The sequence below is a fragment of the Chromobacterium sp. IRSSSOUMB001 genome, assembly GCF_023507765.1.
GTDB classification, from domain to species: domain Bacteria; phylum Pseudomonadota; class Gammaproteobacteria; order Burkholderiales; family Chromobacteriaceae; genus Chromobacterium; species Chromobacterium haemolyticum.
Genome location: NZ_JALCYU010000020.1, coordinates 15,769 through 32,967 on the forward strand (window position 1 = coordinate 15,769; position 17,199 = coordinate 32,967).

The window sequence follows — 17,199 nt, forward strand, 5'->3', positions numbered from 1 at the left end:
TGCGGGGCTTTGTCTTATCGGCGTCTTCACGCCGACTCATGTCGCGGCGAGATCGGCCGGTTTCTCTCCGGTCAGGAAATAGCGGATGGTTTCGCTGACGCTGCGCATCGCATCGCCGAAAGGCAGCGGATCGGCGCCTCGGAAAAACAGCCCCTTGCTCACTTCGCCGCGGAAAGCCGCCGCGAGTTTGAGATCGATGCAGAACTGGCCCATCTTGGCCACGCCGTCGCGCAGGCCGCAGGCGCTCAGGCAATTGAGGCTTTGAGTGCAGCGCGCCGGGTCGGCTTTGGCGTTGGCCTGCAAGATGGCCTCGCGCTTCAGATAGCTTTTCAGGAAGGGCGTCAGCACCCCGCGCGCCGGGAGGCCGGCCACGCTCATGAATTCGGCGATGTCTTCCGGCTTGGCCTCCGCCAGCGTGCGCTTGAAGTTGTCGTGCGCGTCGCCCTCGCGGGTGACGGCGAAGGCGGTGCCTATCTGCACCGCGGACGCGCCGAAGTCCTGGATGCAGGCCTTCATCTTCTCGAAGCTGTTGACGCCGCCGGCGACGATCAGCGGGATGCGCTCGCTCTCCAGTTGCAGGCTTTTGAACAGCTGTCGGGTTTCGTCCAGCACTTTCTGGAAGCTGAAGCGTTCGGCGTCCAGCTCGGCGAGACTGGCCGCGCCCAGATGACCGCCGGCGTGTTTGGGATGCTCGATGACGATGGCGTCCGGCAGCCGGCCTTTTTTCATCCAGCGCTTGAGCACAATGCCGATGCCGCGCGCCTCGGACAGGATGGGGATCAAGGCCACCTTGGGAAAGCCCGAGGTCATCTCCGGCAGGTCCAGCGGCAGGCCCGCGCCCATTACCACCGCTTCCGCGCCGGATTCGCAGGCTTGACGCACGTAGTCCGGATAAGAGGCCACGGCCTTCATCACATTGACCGCCACCATGCCGCGGCCCTGGGCGTAAGTCAGCGCGCCCTTCACTTCGCGATCCAGCGCAATCAGGTTGAGGCGATCAAGTTCGGCCTGACCGCGAGCGTGTTGCGACTGCTCGACCAGATCAGCGTGCAGATGGCGCAGATCGACGCTGGCCACAGTGCCCAGCGCGCCCTCTCGGGCGACGTGGCCGGCCAGGCTTTTGGCGGAGACGCCTATGCCCATTCCCCCTTGCACGATGGGAAGCAGAGCGCGTTGCCCTATCTGCAAGGGAGCGTAGAGCGAGGAATTTGTGGTCATTTAGCAACGATGCGGGTACGGGTGAATAACTAGGCGATCGTAAGTGCGGTGGGATTAAGAGTCTTTGCTCTAGGGCAAAAAAACTAAGGACAGCTCGCTTTTTAACTAGAGAAAAAGGTTGATTCTTCAATGGCTTGTGTTGTTGTCCCGACTGAAGATAGTACGCAAACTTTTGATTTTAGTGATGATATTTTTAGTTAAGCCATTTGTGCGTGCATTGCTATGCGTATGGAATTTTTTTGGTGAGAGAGTAAAACTGGGGAAGTCTTACGACAACTAGGGGAAAAACTCTCCGTTTTTCCTTGCCGTAGCACATTTCAAAAAATCGACTCCTGTCCATTTGGTCAGATTTCCCAGTTCAGCCCTGCTTTTACAGTGCCCGTGCCAGTAACGTGATGATTGGAGAAAATAAAATGGCGCATTTCTTTCCACTGGAACTGGGAGGTTTGCTGATGGAGAAGGTCAATGCAACGTCGTATGAAATCGATTTGTTGAAGTTTCGCCACCAAGTATTTCGTGAGCAACTGAGGTGGGTGCCCATTAGGCCGGACGGCCTCGACCTGGATGATTACGACGCGTTCTCCGACAATCTGGCGGTGATTGCTCAGAATCAAGTGGTGGGATCGGCCCGTTTCACCGCCGGCGATAAGCCATTCATGATCGAGCGGGAATTTTCCCGTTTGCTGGCACCGGGGGAACGTATCCGCAAAGGCGAGGGCTGCGGGGAAATCACTCGCTTCGCAGTGGGGAAAACGATTTCCGGTTCTGAGACGAGAGCGATTGCACGCTTGTTGTATCTGAGCTTATGGGAGTGGTCGCGCGCCAATGAGGTGCGTTGGTTGTATTTCGTGGTGGAGCCGTCTTTTTATCGGCATCTGTCGCGAATGGGCTTTCCAATACTGCCGGTAGGCGTGCCGCAGCCGCTGGATGGCGGGGTGATGTCGGTTGCGGGATGCTTTGACTGGGAGCAGGCTGATCCGGAGTTCATCAAGTCGCTGCGACGGGAAGTCGCGGCGCCAAGAGAGTGCGTCCGTTCCTGGATGGAATACGACCGTGCGCATGCTCCCGCGTGGGCTTAAGCTGGCCGGCTTCAGCTAATCGCTGACCTGCAGTCCTCCGGGGGGCGGCAACAAGTGCATACCCAACACGATGGCGTGGGTGCGATTGTTGGCATTCAGCTTGCGGATGACGTTGGCGACGTGAAACTTCACGGTGCGTTCACTGATGTCCAGAATGGTGGCGATTTCCCAATTGGTCTTGCCGCGGCTCATCCAGTGGAAAATATCGTATTCGCGCTGCGATAGCGGCATGGAACTGGGAGTGGCCGGAGCCAGATTGGCTATGCGGACAGCGGCTTGGTGCAGGTGTGGCGTCAGACATTCAAGCATGGCTACCAGATTGGGATCGGCGCTAGCGTCTTTGCCGCTGACGGAGAAAATGCAACCCAGATTATTGCGTTTGGAAGCGGCGCTGAAGGTGACGCCGCTTTCCAGCCCAACGGTGGCGGCCTCGGCAATGAACTTGCGCTCTTCCTTACCTTTGGCGCGGCTAAAGCGTTCTTGCCACTGCACCGGGCCGCTGCCCAGATGGATCTTCAGAATGGGATCGTGCTGGGCGTAGTTTTCCTCCATGTAATGCTTCAGCCATTCCGTGGGATAGCTGACATTCAAGACCCGCTCCAGCCGCTGAATCTGCTGGTGCTGGTTGATGCGACCCAGCGCTAGCACCATGTGTTCGGAGGGTGCCTGGCTGAGCAACATGTCCAGAAACCCCCTGAGCTCGGCTTCGGTTTCGATTTGTCCGGCAAGGTGAATCCATTCCAGCAATGTCCATTGCTGACTCGCGGACAGACCGCTGGGCAGCGGCCGTGCTATCGCGGAATTTGAGATGACCATGAGCAAATCTTTCTTGATCTTGTGGTTTTACGCTGCTGGATAGTAGCCCACATGCAAAAGGCATGGGAAGCGCTAACTCCTTGTTCTGGTGCCAAGAACAGCGACTGTTGCATTCGTCGCCGACATTATAACAAATTGCCTGTCCAAAAATCCGTAAGTAGAAATAATTATATTGATCAATGACTTATTTGGTGCTATCCGGAGGGGGGCAAACAAGGGGAGAACTCGGGGTGTCATAAGGGAGGCGCTGGGACAAGCCCGGAAAACTGGACCTTCTGTCAGTGTTCCCGATAACTGAAGCGCTGGAACAAAGGCGCGATCTCTTCTACCAGTTTCGGCGCGGGCCAGCCGGCGGGGGCTGGGGGAAAGGCGGCGGATGGAGGCGGGCGGAGGCGTTGCCAGTGATAGTCGGCGACGCCCAGCGCCGCCAGACGCCGCGCCAGCGCCGCCAGTTGGGGTTCGCTGTGCCAGTGAGGGTGTATGCTGCTGCGACATTCAAAATTGATGTTGTTTTGCAACAGACAATGCAGCGCGGCCTCTGCTTGCTCGCCGCTGCGCGACAGGTGGGTCAGTGCCGGGTAGGCGCCAAAATCGGTCTTGATGTCCAGGCCGACCCAATCGAGCAGAGACAGAACCCGGCGTAGGCGCTGCGGATAGGCGCCGCCGGTGTGCAAGCCGGTGGCGAAGCCCAGCGCGCGGGTCTGTTCCAGCAGAGCCGGCAACGCCGGTTCCTGCAGCGGTTCGCCGCCGGAGAACACCACGCCGTCGAGCAGACGGACCCGGCTTTGCAGCCAGCGCAGAATGTCCGGCCAGCGGGTTTCGCCGTTCCGGCGCTGCAGTAGATGCGGGTTGTGGCAGTAGTCGCAGCGCCAAGGGCAGCCAGCTAGGAAGACCACCGCGCATAGCTTGCCCGGCCAGTCGCAGCTGGAGAACGGCGTTAGCCCGCCGATGCGGGCTGCTGCGGGGTCAGCGGCCCGCATGTTCACTGAAGCAGACCCGTTCGTCGAATTCTCCCCGCTTGCCGATATTGAAGGACTGCACTGGGCGGTGATAGCCCATCACACGGGTCCAGATTTCGCAGCGGGTGCGCTGCTCGTCATTGAGCGGGGCGGCGTCTTGGCCGGGGATGAGGGTGGGAGGGGTCATGGGCTTTCCTTTCTTAAAGGGCTTATGAAGACTGGCGCGCCAGCAGTTCCGCGTCGCAGCGCGGGCAGAATTCGTGGTGACCGGACAGATAGCCGTGCTTGGGGCAGATCGAGAAGGTGGGGGTTACTGTGATATAGGGCAGGCGGAAGCGGGACAGCGCGCGCCGCACCAGTTCGCGGCAGGCGTCGGCGCTGCTGACCGCCTCGGTCATATAAAGGTGCAGCACGGTGCCGCCGGTGTATTTGCGTTGCAGCAGTTCCTGACGTTGCAGGGCCTCGAACGGGTCGTCGGTGAAGCCCACCGGCAATTGGCTGGAGTTGGTGTAATAAGGATGAGCGTCGCTGCCGGCTTGCAGGATGCCGGGATAGCGTTTGCGGTCTTCCTTGGCGAAGCGGTAGGTGGTGCCTTCCGCCGGGGTGGCTTCCAGGTTGTACAGGTGGCCGGTGCTTTCCTGGAACTCGACCATGCGCTGGCGGATGTGGTCCAAGTAGTCGCAGGCCAACTGGTGGCCCTCGTCGCTGGTGATGTCGATGCGATCGGCGCTGAAGTTGCGGATCATTTCATTGATGCCGTTGACGCCTATGGTGCTGAAATGATTGCGCAGCGAGCCCAGGAAGTGACGAGTGTAAGGGTAGAGGCCGTCGTCGATGCGCGCTTGCACTTCGCTGCGCTTTTTCTCCAAGGCGTCGCGGGACAACTCTAGCAAGCGGTCGGTTTCGGCCAGCAGCGCGGCGTAGTCGCCGGCGAAGCGGTGGCCCAGACGCGCGCAGTTGATGGTGATCACGCCGACGGAGCCGGTTTGTTCGGCGCTGCCGAACAGGCCGTTGCCGCGCTTGAGCAGTTCCCGCAAGTCCAGTTGCAGCCGGCAGCACATACTGCGCACCATCTGCGGCTCCAGGTCGGAGTTCACGAAGTTCTGGAAATAGGGCAGGCCGTATTTGGCGGTCATTTCGAACAAGAGATCGGTATTCTCGCCGTGCCAGTCGAAGTCGCGGGTGATGTTGTAGGTGGGGATGGGGAAGGTGAAGGAGCGCCCCTTGGCGTCGCCGGCCAGCATCACTTCGATGTAGGCGCGGTTGATCATCGCCATTTCGCGTGCGCAATCTCCGTAGCGGAACGGCATTTCCTCTCCGCCCAGCACCGGAATCTGCTCGGCGATGTCGTCTGGGCAGGTCCAGTCGAAGGTCAGGTTGGTGAACGGGGTTTGGGTGCCCCAGCGGCTGGGCACGTTGAGGTTGTAGATCAGTTCCTGAACGCACTGGCGCACGTCGGCGTAGCTCAGCCCGTCTTTTTTGACGAAGGGGGCCAGGTAGGTGTCGAAGGAACTAAACGCTTGGGCGCCGGCCCACTCGTTTTGAAGGGTGCCGAGGAAGTTGACGATTTGGCCGCAGGCGGAAGACAGATGGCGCGGCGGCGCGGATTCCACCTTGCCGGGAATGCCGTTGAAGCCATTTTGCAACAGGGTGCGCAGCGACCACCCGGCGCAGTAGCCTGACAGCATGTCCAGATCGTGGATGTGCAGATCCCCCTGGCGGTGGGCAATGGCAACTTCCGGCGCCAGCACCCGCTCCAGCCAGTAATTGGCGGTGAGTTTGCCTGCGATGTTGAGGATCAGGCCACCCAGGCTGTAGCCCTGGTTGGCGTTGGCGTTGACCCGCCAGTCGGCCCGGTCCAGATATTCGTCGATCGCGGAGATGGCATCCACCATGGCGGCGGGCGCGGAAGCTGTGCTCATTTCTATATCTAGTGAAGTTATCGAATTGGCGACACTATAAATTGTGTTTTACGGGCTGTGTGGCCGAGGTGGCGATAACTTGACGCGGATCAAGCGCGGTGTTTTTGGGCTGCGGCTGCGCTTGCCAGGCCGGTGAAAATGGGTCGTTGAACGCGATTATCGTGTTGTTTGCGGCGACGCATGGCTTATGCTGGATGGGTGCCGTCGTGCAGCCGATGCCGCTCCTCTGCGATCATCGTTGCTCCTGCGGCATATTGTTGCCAACTTGATGCTGTTTCATTGAGTCTGTTGCAACAAACTCATGGCATTCAGCCCGGATCAGGTGCATACTTGGATTGCATAGAAAATAGGGCGATGTATTTTCAAGCAAGCTGTAAAAACTATATGACAAAGTGCGCTCCGTGAGCGGTGCAGCGGGGAAGCTGCGGTCGGTTCTGTTCCTGGCGTGGATTTGTCCATGAAGATGCATTCACAACAATTTGCAAGTTCTTCTTTAATCATTAGAGGGTATGGTGTACCCTTTTTAAAGATATACTACTTAATAATGTTATCAGCATTGTCAAATCCAGGGCGTCCGTCCGGGCGTGAAGGGTAGGCGATGCCGAGCCTGGAACATCCCTGATTATGGACACCTTAAAAGCATTGATGGTCTTCATGACCACGGCGGAAAACGGCAGTTTCTCCGACGCCGCGCGCAAGCTGGGCGTATCGCCGGCCGCTATCAGCCAGAGCATCGCCCGGCTGGAGCAGGAACTGGAGGTTCGCCTGTTCAACCGCACCACGCGCCAATTGACGCTGACCGAGGACGGGCGCCGTTTCTACGCCCAGTGCCGCGGGCCGGTGAACAATCTGGATTCGGCTATCAATCAGTTGAAGGCCAGCCGCGACGAGCCGGCCGGTCATCTGCGGGTCAGCATGCCCAACTCCTTTGGCCGGCGTTTCATCTTGCCCATCATGGGCGAGTTCTGCGAGCGCTATCCCAAGGTGCGGGTCTTCTTCGGCCTGGACGACCATTTCAGCGATTTGATCGAGGACGGCTACGATGTGGGCGTGCGTTCCGGCATGATGCCGGACAGCCGCATGGTGGCGCGCAACTTGGCCCAGATGCCGCTATACGTGGTGGCGTCGCCGGGGTATTGGGATTTGCATGGCCGTCCGAGCGCTCCGGAGGAGTTGAGCAACCACGATTGCATCAATTTCCAGTTCCCGACTTCCGGCCGCCTGTTCAAGTGGGAGTTCGATCGCAAGGGCGAGCGGATTCCGTTGGAGGTCAACGGCACTTACACGCTGAACGAGATGGAGGCGGTGGCCGAGCTGGCGCGTCTGGGCATGGGCGTGGCCCAGTTGCCGGGCCATGAAGTGGTGCATCTGATCCGTTCCGGCGAGCTGGAGCCGGTGTTGACCGATATGGTGTCGCTGGAGCGCTCGATTTACATCTGCTTCCCGCATCGCGATCACATCGCGCCGCGCACACGGGTGTTCGTTGATTTCGTCGTGGAGAAATTGGCGGATCATCCGGACATCATGGCGGATCTGCCGGGCCTGGATTTGAGCGCCAAACGCAAGGCGGCTCAGAAAAACTCAGTCTGATCCCGTCTCCGCTTCATCCGAAAGCCAGCGCTCGCGCTGGCTTTTTTGTTGTCTTTTTACCGCTGAGAGCCATCCTTTCTCCCAGGTGTTGTTAAATATAATGAGCGCGTGTATTGTGTTTTTATACCAATCATGAACGGACGCCACGCGTTCGCTTTGCCAAGGAGACAGCTATGAACGCGCCGGCCCGACAAGAACATACCCGCTCTTATTACGCCGCATCGGCCAATCCGGCGCCGGAGCGCCCGTCCTTGCAGGGGGCTTTGCAGGTCGATGTCTGCGTGATCGGCGCCGGCTACACCGGCTTGTCCGCGGCGTTGCATTTGGCGGAGCGCGGTTATCAGGTGGCGGTGCTGGAGGCGGCGCGGGTGGGCTGGGGCGCATCGGGCCGCAACGGCGGCCAGATCGTCAACAGCTATAGCCGCGATATGGATGTCATCGAGCGCCGGCACGGCAAAGCGGCGGCCGAGGGGCTGGGCGCGATGGCGTTCGAAGGCGGGCGCATCATTCGCGAGCGCATCGAGCAGTACAACATCCAGTGCGATCTGAAAAACGGCAATGTGTTCGCCGCTTTCACCCAGAAGCAGTTGGATGAACTGGCGGCGAAGAAGCGTTTGTGGGAGCGCTACGGCCATACCGGTTTGCAGTTGGTGGATCGCGAGAGCATGCGGGGCATCGTGGCGTCGGATCAGTACGTCGGCGCTTTGCTGGACAATTGGGGCGGGCATATTCACCCCTTGAACCTGGCGCTGGGCGAAGCGGCGGCGCTGGAGTCCCTTGGCGGACGGATTTTCGAGCAGTCCGCGGCGCTGAAGATTCATCCTGGCGGCCGGGTGCGGGTGGAGACCGCCGGCGGCGAGGTTGGTTGCCGCTTTCTGGTGGTGGCCGGCAACGCTTATCTGGGCGATCTATTGCCGGCTTTGGCGGAGAAGAGTCTGCCTTGCGGCACCCAGGTGCTGACGACCGAACGGTTGCCGGAAGCGCTGGCCAAGAGCCTGTTGCCGGGAGACCACTGTGTCGAGGATTGTAATTTCCTGTTGGACTATTACCGGCTGACCGCCGACAACCGGCTGTTGTACGGCGGCGGCACCGTGTACGGCGCGCGCGATCCGGGCGAGGTGGAGCGGCTGATCCGCCCCAAAATGTTGAAAACCTTTCCGCAGTTGGCGGATTACAAGATCGAGTTTGGCTGGACCGGCAATTTCTCGCTGACCTTGTCGCGGCTGCCGCAGGCCGGGCGCATTGGCGACAATGTCTATTACTCGCAGGGGTGCAGCGGCCACGGCGTGACTTACACCCATCTGGCCGGGCGGTTGCTGGCGGAGGCCATTGACGGCGACAGCCGGCGCTTTGATCGTTTCGCCGGCCTGCCGCACTATCCCTTCCCTGGCGGACGCGCGTTCCGCGTGCCAATGCTGACCATGGGAGCGTGGTGGTACGGGCTCAGGGACCGCTTGGGGCTGTGAGTTAGTCGTCGGGGGCGAGGCGCCGCTCGCGGTTGGCGCTGCCGGCTTCGCCCACCACGCGGTTGCGGCCCGCGTTCTTGGCCGCGTACAGATACATGTCGGCGCGGTGCAGCAGGGTCTCCGGCATGTCGTCCAGGGTTTGGGTGGCCACGCCGATGCTGGTGGTCAGGCGGTTCACCGCCGGCAGTTCGGTCTGCGCCAAGCGCTGGCGGATATCATCGGCCAGCGCCATCGCCCCGCTCTGCTCGGTTTCCGGGCAAATCAGCAAGAATTCGTCGCCGCCCCAGCGCGCCACCGTGTCCAACTGGCGCGCGCGTTTTTGCAGTAGTTGGCCAAAGGCGGCCAGCACTTGGTCGCCTGCCAGGTGGCCGAAATTATCGTTGACGTCCTTGAAGTGGTCGATGTCCAACAGCAGCACGGAGAAGGGGCGTCGGGTACGGTAGGAGCGCTCGGTTTCGCGTTCCAGGATGGTGTTGGCCTGGCGACGGTTGGCCAGGCCGGTGACCGCGTCTTGGCCGGCGATGGTGTTGAGCTCTTGCAGCATGGCGTGGGATTCGCGGGCGCGGCGGTAGGCGAACAGCGCCAGCGATACGGCCAGGTTGACGCAAAGCAGCAGCGCCAGCGCCATGGTTTGCGCATTGACGTCGCCGGAGTTCAGCCACTGGTAACGCTGGGCCAGCCAGAATATCAGCAGATTGGCCAGGAGCAGGGTGGCCAAGTCGAGCAAGATCTGCCGGAGGCTGAACAGGCGTGGCTTCATGGGGCTTGGGCCGTTTCCGATGAGTGCAGGCCGCCGGGAGGCGGTTAGATTGCGTTGATTCTTTTCGGATTAGCCCAAACTTGGCCCGGCCACAAGGAGTGCGCGCCGGCAACACGTTATAAGCACCTGTTCACGAACTGCTGAGCGTTGGCGATACGGTGTTGAAAACAAGCTAAAAACATTCATGCACCACTCGTGTATTCCGCTTTTTCGCTCGTTTTCGCCTTTGCTCGCGAGACGTTTAACAGGTGATTAAACGGCCATGAAGCGCCCCAGCGGCGTGGCGCTCCAGTCCACGCTGTCCAGCAGGTTCTTGACGATGAGCCCCAGCTCGGTGTCGCCTTCAATCAGCAGTTTGCGGTGAAAAAACAGCGTGTCCGGGTCTTCCTCGCGCAGCATCATCCGGGCGAAGTCGGCCAGCGTGGCGGAGAGCTGCAAATCCGGCGCGTGGTTTTCCTGGTCGCGGCGGAAGCCTTGCTCGTCGGCGCGGAAGCGCAGGGTCAGGCCGGCGTCCAGCACGCGGATGGCGAAGCGGCGGCCGGTCAACAGCGCCATGTCCGCGGGCAGCACGCCGCGCCGGGCCAGTTGATTGAGGCTGGCGGCCAGCAGCCAGGCCGGCGGCGCGGCCGGCAGCCGGGACAGCAGCGCCGCGGCGGCGGAGGGCAGGGCTAGATCAGGAATGCGCATGGGAGGCTCCTATGGCTTGGTTGCCGGCCTGGCCGCGCCAATAGCCGTCCACCAGTTCGGAGTCGGCGTGGCGGCTGCTGGCGGACAGCAGCGTGTCCGGGTCCGCGCCGTCCAGCGCTTGGCGGAACAGGGCGACGATGTCGCCGGTGGCGCGAGACTGTGGGCTGACGCGCACGGCGTCGACGCCGATGGCGGACAGGCCGCGCAGATGCGGCAGCAGGCTATGGCAGCTGGCGGACAGGGTCTGGATGCCGTTGAGGGTGAGGAAGTCCTGCTGGTCCTGGGTGCGCATGGTCAGCCCGTCCGGGTGTTCCAGGCAGCGGAACTGGCAGTCTTCCTTGCTGAGATTGTAATGACGGGCGGTGAAGCAACGCGCGGACAGGGCCAGCGGCAGCTTGCCCCAGGCGAACAGCTCGGTGGCGATCGGCGTGCCGATCTCGGCGTAGCGGGCCAGCAGTTCGGCCAGCGTGGCGCGGTCCATTTCCACCGGCGGCACCCAGCGTTCGGCGCCCCAGTCGCGGATCAGTTTCAGGGTGTCGGCGTTGTAGATGTTCAGATGCGGGCCGGCGACGAAGGGCAGGCCGTGTTCGCGGGCCAGCTTGATCGCGCCCAGGTCGTTGGCTTCCAGCGCGATGTCGCCGTTGGCGGCCAACTGGCGCGCGCGGCGCAGATCGGATTCGCTCTCCAGCAGCGCCTGACAGCTGAGGGTGACGCGTTTGCCGGCGGCGGCCAGGTCGCGCGCTAGCGAGATCCAGTCCTGCGGCCGCATCTGCTGGCGGCGCGAGCACACTACTTCGCCCAGATAAATCCGGTCCAGCGGCCAGTCGGCGGCGGCGGCGTAGAAGTCCAGCAGGGTGTCGCGCGGCCAGAAGAACAGCACAGGCCCGAGCGTCAATTGCAGATTGAGGGTTGTCATTGTCGGTTTTCCATGGGGGCGGCGCTCATTTCCACGGCCGGTTGTAGGCGCCCAGCGTCTGCTGCTGTCCTTCCGACACCTTGTTCAGCGCCTGGTGCCAGGCCGGGCGCGCCTGGAAGCGCGCGCCGTCGCGGCCGGCGGCGTCCAGCGCTTCGCGCAGCGCTCGCGTCACCTGAGCCACGTAGGCCGGGCTGCGCTGGCGGCCTTCCACCTTGATGGCGGCCACGCCGCTGGCGATGATTTGCGGCAGCATGTCCAGCACATTGAGGCTGGTGGGTTCTTCCAGCGCGTAATAGGTTTCGTCGCGCACCTGGAAGCGGCCCTTGCACAGCGTGGGGTAGCCGGCGGGTTCGTCGTCGCGGTAGCTGTCGATCAGGATGTGGTTGAGGCGGGCGTTCATGCGCCGCTCGTCCGGTTCCCAGCGCACGAATTTGGCCGGCGAGCACACCCCGTGTGTGTTGGGCGATTCGCCGGTGGCGTAGCTGGACAGTTGACAGCGGCCTTCCACCATCACGCACAGGCTGCCGAAGCCGAAGACTTCGATTTCGACGTCGGTGTGTTCGATCACGTGGCGCACTTGATCCAGGGTCAGCACCCGAGGGAGCACGGCGCGGCGGATGCCGAACATGTCGCGCGCCAGATTGATGGCTTCGTAATTAGTGGCCGAGCTCTGCACCGACATGTGCAGGCGCAATTCAGGGTGGCGTTCTGCGGCGTAGGCCATCAGGCCCAGGTCGGCCAGGATCAGCGCGTCGGCGCCCAGGGCCGCGCCTTGGTCCACCGCCGCGCGCCAGCGGCCGGCGTCGGCGCCTTGGGCGAAGGTGTTGATCGCCAGCAGCACTTTGCGACCGTGGCGATGCGCATAGGCGATGCCTTCGCGCGCGCTGGCGTCGTCGAAATTCAGCCCGGCGAAATTGCGGGCGTTGGTCTGGTTTTTCAGGCCCAGGTAAACGGTGTCGGCGCCGTTGTCCACCGCGGCCTTGAGCGCCGGCAGGCTGCCGGCGGGGCAGACCAGCTCGGGCAGGGATGTGTGCAGAGCCATCTTGGTCGGTCCGGTTTAAAACCCGCCGACGATAACAAGCCCCGCGTCGCGGGGCCTTGTTCTGGGTCAAGCGCAGGCCGGGCGCCTGGAGAATCAGAAGAAGGGCACTACCATCTTGGTCTTGGCCACCAGCACGATGTAGAACACCGCGACCAGCGCGCAGAGGAAGGCGATCAGCCGGGTTTGCGGCGTTTTGCCGCGGCGCAGCGCGATGGTGCCCAGCGCCACGTAGAGCACCAGGCCCACGATCTTGGCCAGCAGCCACGGGCTTTGCAGGATGGGCCAGCCGCCCATGACCACCAGCGCGATGGCACAGCCCAGCAGCAGGGTGTCGATGACGTGGGGCAGGATGCGCACCGGCTTTAGCGCCAGGAGGTGCTGTTTGCCGCCCAGCATCAGGCCGCCGCGCACGGCGAACAAGAGAATCGACAGATAGGCGAAGCCCATGTGGGCGTGTTTGACGATCAGATAAGGATACATAGGCGTCCGGAAGTTAAAAACCTGTTGAATGTCCGCTGCGCTTGGTGAAACCTTGGGCAAGCTTTAGGGCTTGAGCGCGCTTAACGATAGCGCGCCCATAATACCCGCGCCGCGCCCGTTTGCGGGTTCGGCGTGCCGCCGCCGCCTTCGCCCGGCAAACCGTTCTGACCGCTGATGTCGATCACGGTTTCAGCGCCCAGGCTGTTCAGCGGCCGGTTCGGCGGCTGAGCGCCGGGCGGCCGGCTTTGCAGCGCCGCGCTGACAGGGCCGTAGATATGCGTGCTGCCGGCGGTGTCCAGCGTGTCGCCTGCCAGCACCGCGCCGTGTATCCGATTGCTGGCGCCCAGCTTGATCTTGCCGCCGCTGAAAGCTTGGGCCGCATCGTAGCCGCCGGCCAGCAAGGCGATGCCGAGCAGAGGGGATTCGCGCAGCGAACTCCGGTCCGCGCCGCAATGGTTCAGCGGATAGACCTCCGGGAAGTCCGCGCTGCGGCATACTCGCGCCGCGCCGGCCTGGCGCAGGCTCCACAGTTCGACATTGCTGCTGGTTTCGATGTGGCCGGTGGCGAGGATGGCGTTGTCCAGCCGGCCGTACAGCGACAGATTGCCTTCGAACAGCACCACGCCGGGCAGCATGCCTTGCGGCAGCTTGAGCTTTAGCAACCACTGCTGCGCGCTGCTGCCAGCGAGGCAGCTTTCCGCATCGCTTTCGCACAGACGCAAAACCGGCTGGCCGGTCACCGTCGCGCAGCGCCTGCCGTCGGCCTGCAAGGCTGGACACAGATCATTGCGCTGCCAGTCGTCGGCCCGCTCCCGGCCCAGGCGGTAGACCGCGCCGTCCGGCACGCCGGCGACGTGTTGCAGCCGGATCCGGATGCGCTGCAGCGCGTCGGCGGAGCGGTCCGCCGGGTCCCAGTAGACGATGAGGTTGGCGGCGTCGCGGTAATCGTTGGCATTGATGCGGGTGGCGCCGAGGCGGAATTCCGGTACGGGCTCCAGCGGCACTTTCAAGCCGGCTTGGTGGCGCACCCGCACGGTGTTCGGCGGCGCTTGGCGCGGCTGGCCGGCGGCGTCGAAGATCTGCGCGCCGTTGTGGGTGAAAGCGCCGCCGATGATGCCGTCGTCGATGTTGGCGTTGCCGCGGGTGTCCAGCAGGCCCTGGGCGCGCAGCGCGTTCAGCCGGTTGCTGCTGCTGGAGCGCACATCTCCCTGGCTCAGCAATTGGGCGGAAATAGCGACGTTGCCGGCCAGCGTCACGTCGCCGATGGCCGTCAGCCGGCCCACCCGCTCGCCGCTGCTGCTGACCGCGCCGTTGGCGGCGGCGGTTTCCACATCACTGCCATTGCCCATGGTGATGTCGCCGCGCGCTTTCAGCGTCAGAAACTGGCCGCTGTTGACGCGGATGTCGCCGTTGCTCCACAGGCTGAGCGGGGCCTGGCCGTCGCCGCGGGCCGGATTGCCCTGGAACAGGATGTCGCCGGTGGCCTGGATCGCGCTGACGCCGGTCAGGCTGCCGCTGGTGTCCACCGCGCCCTCCACTTGCAGCAGCGCGTCTTTGGCGCCGGTGACCACAATATTGCCGCTGGTGGACAGGCCGCCGCGGATTTGCGCCGCGGCGTTGGCGGTCGGAGGCGGCGGCGCGCCGTTTAATTGGTAAACCACCTCCAGCGTCACCGTGGCGTCGCCGCTGCGAGCGGTGATCCAGGCCGCCGCTTTGTCGTCGTCGACCACGGCGCCGCCGGCGCGCGGCGCCGGCAGCAGTTTGATCTGGAGGGCGTCGGCCAGCCCCTGGCTTGCAAGCGGCAAGCTGGCGCGGTCCAGGCTCAGCGCGGCGCCGTCCTGCTCCAGCGTCTTCAGTTGCGCCGGCGTCAGCGCCGACAGGTATTGCCGCACCAGTTCCGCGCCGGTCCAGGCGCGCCACTGCGCTTCGCTATTGCCGCGCAAGGAGCGGGTCAGTTCCTGCTGGCCGCGCAGGTGGTGCATGCCGCCCAGGGCCAGCGCGGTCAGGGCCATGCCGGTGAGCAGCACCATCAGCACCGCGGCGACGCCGCGTTGCCGGCGCGGCGGGAGGGAGCGAGCCTTCATGAGGGGGCCGCCAGATTGGTCAGGCAACTGGCGAAGCTGCGGCTCTCGCCTTGCTGCGCGTTGTCGTAATTGAGCAGCAGCTGGGGAAAGGTCTGGCTCGCCGCCGTTGCCGCCGCATAGGGCCAGCAGGGCTGCTCCAGCCGCAAAGCCATGTTGAGCCTATGGCGCGGCGGCAGCGGGCCGGTCAGCGCCTGCGCCCGCCATTGCGAAGGCTGGCTTAGAGCGTCTGAGATGACGGCGCAGTCGTCGGCTTGCAGCTGGTACACGACGCTGTTCTGGCCGGCTTCGCCCAGCCGGGCCACGCCGCGGCAGGCGTAAGCGCCGGCGTCCAGTTGCGGGCGGTAGCGCCACACCGCGGCGTTGCCGCTGCCGGAGGCCACCGGCGCGGCGCTGAGCGCCGTGACGGCGCCGTCGGCGTTCAGGCGCAAATCGCTTATCGACAGCAATAGCAGGTTCTGCTCGCGGCCGCCGCCGGCGGCGAAGCCGGCTTCCTGCGCCTGCTGCTGCACGCTAAGCAAGGCCGCCATCAGCTGGCTGTCCCGTTGCGCCAGCTTGGCGCTGCCTTGGTCCGGGTCGAACACGCTGCGCGCGGTCTGTCGATACAGGGTCAGCATCGCCAGGGTGGTGATCAGCGCCAGCAGCATGCCGATCAGCAGCTCCAGCAGACTAAAGCCAGAGGCGCGTTTATTCATGATTGCTCAGGGTGAGAGTGGATGATGCCGCGTCTTGCAGCTGCAAGGTCTGGCCGCGCAGCGCGGCCTTGGCGGAGATCTCGGCCCCGCCGTTTTGCGCTTGTCCGCGCAAGGTCACCGCGGGCGCGGAACGGCAGGCCAGCCGCGCGGTGGCGTTGACGCCGCTGGCCAGCGGCCAGTTGTCGGCGCTGTCGCAGGACAGGCCGCCTTGTTGCAATTGTTCCCGCGCCTTGCTCAGGGCCAGCGCGTGTTGTTGCAGTTGCTGTTGGCTGCCCAGACTGCGCGCATTGACAAAAACAATGCCCAGGCCGGTCAGCATCAGCAGCAACATGGCGATCAGGCTTTCCAGCAGGCTGATGCCGCTTTGCGCCTTATAAGTCACCGCTGAGTTCCTGTTGAGTCCCGCGAATGCAATAGGCGGGCCGTGTGCCGCAGACAACGCCGGCCGCTTGCGTCGCCAGCGGCTGGCCCTGGTTGTTCAAGGCCAGGCATTGCGCGGCGGGCATCGTCAGGCAACTTGTCCCCAGCGTCACCGGGCGCGGCGCGGCGGCGCGCCACAGCGCCGCGCCGCGGCAGCGTTCGCCCTGGGTGCCGCTGGCCGGCGCGCCGGCGAATACGCACAGCTGGCCTTCGGCGCTGGACATCAATACCGCGGCCGCTTGGTCCGGCGGCGCCGCCTGCGGGTTGCTCAGCGCCGCGGCCTGGGTTTGGGCGTAGGCCCGCGCTAACTGGCTGCGCGCCAGCGCCAGCTTGTGGGCGTCGCTCCAGCCTTGCGCCAGCGGCACGCTCAGCAGGGCCAACAGGCCGATCAGCGCCAGCGTCGCACACAATTCCATCAGGGTCAGGCCGCGCTGGCGGCGGGGAGGGGTCACCATTGGGTCTGGCACGCGGAGGTGCTGGTGTTGGCGCTGTGATCGGCGCCGCTGAGTTTCAGCACGCAGCCGGACAGCTGCGGGCCGACGCCGCTGGCGGTGAGCAGGAAGCTGCCGCTCTGCGGTTGGTAACCGTAGTTGAATTCCGTTTGAGCGGGTTGCCAGCTGTTGTTGCCCAGCGCGGCGCGGATGGCGCTGGCGCTGTCCGCGCTGGCGGCGGGATAAGCCAAGTGCAGAAGTTTGTGGTTTTCCAAGGCCAGACTCAAGGCCATCAGGTCGCTCTTGGCGGTATTGGCCTTGGCCGCCTGCACGTGGCGCTGGTAGGACGGCACCGCCACCAAGAGCAGGATGCCGACGATGGCGGCCACCACCATCATCTCGATCAGGGTGAAGCCGGAATGGCCTTGAGGCCGGACGGACGCGCTCACGACATCGCCTCGTTAAATAAATGTCATATTTTAACGGCATTGGATTTATATTGGTATTGATTGGCATCAATATGCTTTGTAAGTATCCAATTGAGGGGCTAGCCGCTCACGATGAACAGGGACGCGGCATAATCTGCCGCACGCGGCGCATGCGGCCGATCCGAGCCGCGGATGCTACACTTGGCCTG

The 17,199-nt window shown here is 63.3% G+C and carries 18 protein-coding genes; 3 read left to right on the top strand and 15 right to left on the bottom strand.

The annotated features are described in order from the left end of the window. Positions 1-36: 36 nt before the first annotated feature. Entirely contained in the window at positions 37-1,218 is a 1,182-nt protein-coding gene (locus tag MOV80_RS20995) for a nitronate monooxygenase family protein (RefSeq protein ID WP_081576090.1), read from the bottom strand. Positions 1,219-1,631: 413 nt separating this feature from the next. Here MOV80_RS20995 and MOV80_RS21000 point away from each other — a divergent pair, with 413 nt between their 5' ends. Further along, positions 1,632-2,297, top strand: a complete 666-nt coding sequence (locus MOV80_RS21000) for an acyl-homoserine-lactone synthase (protein WP_191186278.1) — start codon at positions 1,632-1,634, stop codon at positions 2,295-2,297. A gap of 15 nt (positions 2,298-2,312) precedes the next feature. Here MOV80_RS21000 and MOV80_RS21005 read toward each other — a convergent pair whose 3' ends face one another. The 4 genes from MOV80_RS21005 to MOV80_RS21015 form a co-directional block, all read right to left on the bottom strand. Then, on the bottom strand, positions 2,313-3,113 hold the full coding sequence (locus MOV80_RS21005; RefSeq protein ID WP_118266473.1) for a LuxR family transcriptional regulator: 801 nt from the start codon (positions 3,111-3,113) through the stop codon (positions 2,313-2,315). A 278-nt stretch (positions 3,114-3,391) separates the two neighbouring features. Continuing rightward, on the bottom strand, positions 3,392-4,093 hold the full coding sequence (locus MOV80_RS21010; RefSeq protein WP_081576087.1) for an anaerobic ribonucleoside-triphosphate reductase activating protein: 702 nt from the start codon (positions 4,091-4,093) through the stop codon (positions 3,392-3,394). Further along, positions 4,080-4,259, bottom strand: a complete 180-nt coding sequence (gene nrdD, locus MOV80_RS23510) for an anaerobic ribonucleoside-triphosphate reductase (protein WP_275975388.1) — start codon at positions 4,257-4,259, stop codon at positions 4,080-4,082. The genes MOV80_RS21010 and nrdD overlap by 14 nt, the downstream gene beginning before the upstream one ends. A 22-nt stretch (positions 4,260-4,281) precedes the next feature. After that, on the bottom strand, positions 4,282-5,994 hold the full coding sequence (locus MOV80_RS21015; protein ID WP_081576086.1) for a ribonucleoside triphosphate reductase: 1,713 nt from the start codon (positions 5,992-5,994) through the stop codon (positions 4,282-4,284). Between the two features lie 624 nt (positions 5,995-6,618). On the opposite strand from MOV80_RS21015, the gene MOV80_RS21020 reads away from it, so the two are divergent. Together MOV80_RS21020 and MOV80_RS21025 are read left to right on the top strand one after the other, a co-directional pair. After that, entirely contained in the window at positions 6,619-7,584 is a 966-nt protein-coding gene (locus tag MOV80_RS21020) for a LysR family transcriptional regulator (protein WP_039755418.1), read from the top strand. Positions 7,585-7,757: 173 nt separating this feature from the next. Continuing rightward, a complete protein-coding gene (locus MOV80_RS21025; protein ID WP_019102347.1) occupies positions 7,758-9,050 on the top strand; it encodes an FAD-binding oxidoreductase in 1,293 nt (430 codons plus the stop codon). A gap of 1 nt (position 9,051) precedes the next feature. On the opposite strand, the gene MOV80_RS21030 is transcribed toward MOV80_RS21025, so the two are convergent. The 10 genes from MOV80_RS21030 to MOV80_RS21075 all read right to left on the bottom strand — a co-directional run bounded on the left by MOV80_RS21030 (position 9,052) and on the right by MOV80_RS21075 (position 17,011). After that, positions 9,052-9,810, bottom strand: a complete 759-nt coding sequence (locus MOV80_RS21030; RefSeq protein WP_019102348.1) for a GGDEF domain-containing protein — start codon at positions 9,808-9,810, stop codon at positions 9,052-9,054. Positions 9,811-10,062: 252 nt separating this feature from the next. Continuing rightward, entirely contained in the window at positions 10,063-10,497 is a 435-nt protein-coding gene (locus MOV80_RS21035) for an SCP2 sterol-binding domain-containing protein (protein ID WP_081576085.1), read from the bottom strand. After that, a complete protein-coding gene (locus MOV80_RS21040; RefSeq protein WP_249605457.1) occupies positions 10,484-11,413 on the bottom strand; it encodes a U32 family peptidase in 930 nt (309 codons plus the stop codon). Before MOV80_RS21040 ends, MOV80_RS21035 begins: the two co-directional genes overlap by 14 nt. 25 nt (positions 11,414-11,438) lie before the next feature. Further along, a complete protein-coding gene (locus MOV80_RS21045; RefSeq protein WP_019102351.1) occupies positions 11,439-12,455 on the bottom strand; it encodes a peptidase U32 family protein in 1,017 nt (338 codons plus the stop codon). Between the two features lie 93 nt (positions 12,456-12,548). Then, the gene (locus MOV80_RS21050; protein ID WP_019102352.1) at positions 12,549-12,935 is read right to left on the bottom strand and encodes a SirB2 family protein; all 387 of its coding nucleotides are present in this window, start codon (positions 12,933-12,935) and stop codon (positions 12,549-12,551) included. Between the two features lie 80 nt (positions 12,936-13,015). Further along, entirely contained in the window at positions 13,016-15,019 is a 2,004-nt protein-coding gene (locus tag MOV80_RS21055) for a hypothetical protein (protein WP_118266478.1), read from the bottom strand. Beyond that, entirely contained in the window at positions 15,016-15,711 is a 696-nt protein-coding gene (locus tag MOV80_RS21060; RefSeq protein ID WP_249605458.1) for a hypothetical protein, read from the bottom strand. Before MOV80_RS21060 ends, MOV80_RS21055 begins: the two co-directional genes overlap by 4 nt. Then, on the bottom strand, positions 15,704-16,093 hold the full coding sequence (locus tag MOV80_RS21065) for a hypothetical protein (RefSeq protein WP_019102355.1): 390 nt from the start codon (positions 16,091-16,093) through the stop codon (positions 15,704-15,706). Before MOV80_RS21065 ends, MOV80_RS21060 begins: the two co-directional genes overlap by 8 nt. Then, the gene (locus MOV80_RS21070; protein ID WP_043594042.1) at positions 16,083-16,586 is read right to left on the bottom strand and encodes a prepilin-type N-terminal cleavage/methylation domain-containing protein; all 504 of its coding nucleotides are present in this window, start codon (positions 16,584-16,586) and stop codon (positions 16,083-16,085) included. Before MOV80_RS21070 ends, MOV80_RS21065 begins: the two co-directional genes overlap by 11 nt. Further along, positions 16,580-17,011, bottom strand: coding sequence for a type IV pilin protein (locus tag MOV80_RS21075; RefSeq protein ID WP_019102695.1), 432 nt, complete (start codon positions 17,009-17,011; stop codon positions 16,580-16,582). The genes MOV80_RS21070 and MOV80_RS21075 overlap by 7 nt, the downstream gene beginning before the upstream one ends. Positions 17,012-17,199: the final 188 nt, after the last annotated feature.